A 2,701-nucleotide genomic window follows, 5' to 3' on the forward strand; every position below is an offset into this window, starting at 1 on the left:
TTCCTACCGCATCGACAACAACCCGCCGCCGCTGCCCGATGCCTATGCCCAGATCGTCAGGAAGCATGTCACCAAGCTCGGGCTGAAGGTGATGTTCGAGCCGGGCCGGCTGATCGTAGGCAATGCCGGTATCCTCGTCTCGGAAGTGATCTTCGTAAAAGAAGGCGACGCCAAGAACTTCCTCGTCGTCGACGCCGCCATGAACGATCTCATCCGGCCGACGCTCTACGATGCCTTCCACGATATCCGTCCGGTCGTGCAGCCGCCGGCGGACACGCCGCGCATGATGGTCGACGTCGTCGGCCCGGTCTGCGAGACCGGCGATTATATCGGCCTGGACCGCGATCTGCCCAGGCTGAAGGCCGGCGACCTGATTGCCGTCTCCACCGCGGGCGCCTATGGCGCGGTGCAGGCCGGCACCTACAACACCCGTCTGCTGGTTCCGGAGGTGCTGGTCGACGGCGACCGGTTCCACGTCGTGCGCCCACGCCTGACCTATGACGACCTGATCGGACTGGATTCGATGCCCGACTGGCTTGCATAGAAGCGCCGGAAACACACCGACCCGTCACAGGGAGCAATCATGACGAACGGCATCACCGTCACACGCGAGCGCATTGCCGCGATGGAACCGCGCATCCGCCCCTATATCAGGCACACGCCGGTGCTGCGCGTCGACATGGCCGACTTCGATCGGCCGCCGTTGGCCGTCGACCTGAAGCTCGAATGCCTGCAGCATTCCGGCTCGTTCAAGGCGCGCGGCGCCTTCACCAACCTGCTGGAGCGTGCGGTCCCAAAGGCCGGTGTCGTCGCAGCATCGGGCGGCAACCATGGCGCGGCCGTCGCCTATGCCGCCATGCGGCTTGGCCACAAGGCGACCATCTTCGTTCCCGAAGTGAGCCCGGCGGCCAAGCTGGAACGGATCCGCTCCTATGGCGCCGAGCTGATCGTCGGCGGCGCCCGCTATGCCGAAGCGCTGGCCGCCAGCGAACGGTTCGCCGAGGAGACCGGCGCTTTGCAGATTCATGCCTTCAACCAGGAGGAAACGCTCGTCGGCCAGGGCACGCTTGGGCTCGAAATCGAGGCCGATTTGCCTCGGATCGACACGCTGCTGGTCGCTGTCGGCGGCGGCGGTCTGATCGGCGGCATCGCTGCCTGGTTCGCCGGCCGCAGCCGTATCATCGCCGTCGAGCCGGAAGGAGCGCCGACGCTGCATCGCGCCTTCGAGGCCGGACACCCCGTCGATGCGCCGGCCGAGGGCATCGCCGCCGATTCGCTGGCGCCAAAGCGCGTCGGCGAAATGATGTTCCCGATCGCCGAGGCCTATGTCGAACGCTCGATCCTGGTCGGCGACGACGACATCGTCGCCGCGCAGAAGGCGCTGTGGAACCGAACCCGCATCATCTCCGAGCCGGGAGGTGCGGCCGCCTTTGCCGCAATCCTGTCGGGCCGCTATGCGCCGGCGCAGGGCGAACGGCTCGCCGTGCTGGTCTGCGGGGCGAATGCGGACCCCGCTACCTTCTAAAGGGCCTGCTGCCTTCTAAAGGGTATGCAGGATGGAACTATAACGGTCCACTTCACGTTTTTTCGAACCGCCTCGCCTTTGCCGTGTTTGCTGGTATTCTTTGAGTCGTGAGGCGTCGGGCTATCTGCCCGCTCCACAGCATGATCCCGAAACATGGAATCCCTTTCGGAACAGATCATGCTCAAAGGGATAGGGCCGCATCCCGGTTTCGGGATGCCATAGGCTCAAGGAAGGGCCGATGACGCAACGACCCACCTTCAGCAGCGATCGCGGCCTCGCCGGGCGGCTGGCTTTGAGCAGGCTGGCCACGCGGGTCTCGATGGTGGTCGAGCGCGGCTGGCCGTTGCTGCTTCCCCTCGTCATCGTTGCCAGCCTGTTCCTCAGCATCTCCTGGCTCGGGCTATTCTCCCGGCTGCCGGATATGGCGCGCATCGGCCTGGTCGCTGCCTTTGCCATAGCAGCACTGGCCGCGCTTTATCCCCTGCGTTTCTTCCGCCTGCCGGGCGCCGGCGAAATCGACCGCCGCATCGAGGCAGCCAATCAACTGTTGCACAGCCCGGTGCTGGTGCAGACCGACCGGCCAAGCGGCCGGGAAAGCAGCTTCTCGCAGGCGCTATGGCGCGAACACCAGAAGCGCATGGCCGGAAAGCTCGACAACCTCGGCGCCGACCTGCCGCGCACGCGCGTGCCGGAGCGCGACCCTTGGGCCCTGCGCGCGGTGGCGGCACTTTTGCTCGTTACCGCCTTCGCCTTCTCCTTCGGGCCGACGGGCGGCAGGATCAGCGACGGCTTCAATGCCCATGGCGCGCGCGATATCGTGCCGCCGCGCATCGACGCCTGGGTGACGCCGCCGTCCTACACCGGCAAGCCGCCGATCTTCCTGACCGCCGACGCCAACCAGGCCATCCCGACCTTTACGGTTCCCGAAGGCAGTGACGTTTCGCTGCGCGTGACGGGCGGCTCAGGCGAGGAAACGCTCGGCTACGCCGACAAGAATGGCAATTCCCGCGCCATCGACCCGGCTGCGCCGCAGGCCGCCGCCAAGCCGGCTGCAAGCCCGGCGACGCCGTCCAAGGTGCGCCAGTTCACCAGCAAGCTGACCGGCGACGGCACGCTGACGCTGACGTCGGGCGAGGACCAGCTCGGCCGCTGGGCCTTCGCGGTCGTACCGGACAA

Annotated in this window: 2 protein-coding genes and 1 pseudogene; all 3 read left to right on the forward strand. The window is 66.4% G+C overall.

Annotated features, from left to right (window positions below; genetic code table 11):
- Positions 1-544: pseudogene (locus EOA22_RS30140) on the forward strand (diaminopimelate decarboxylase); the annotation flags it as partial.
- A 39-nt stretch (positions 545-583) separates the two neighbouring features.
- On the forward strand, positions 584-1,525 hold the full coding sequence (locus EOA22_RS30145) for a threonine/serine dehydratase (protein ID WP_063169088.1): 942 nt from the start codon (positions 584-586) through the stop codon (positions 1,523-1,525).
- 238 nt (positions 1,526-1,763) lie between these two features.
- Positions 1,764-2,701 (forward strand): DUF4175 family protein (locus EOA22_RS30150; protein ID WP_127390456.1); only part of this gene is annotated, 938 nt, incomplete at its 3' end.

Source organism: Mesorhizobium sp. M7A.F.Ca.US.014.04.1.1 (assembly GCF_003998745.1).
Classification (GTDB): domain Bacteria; phylum Pseudomonadota; class Alphaproteobacteria; order Rhizobiales; family Rhizobiaceae; genus Mesorhizobium; species Mesorhizobium ciceri.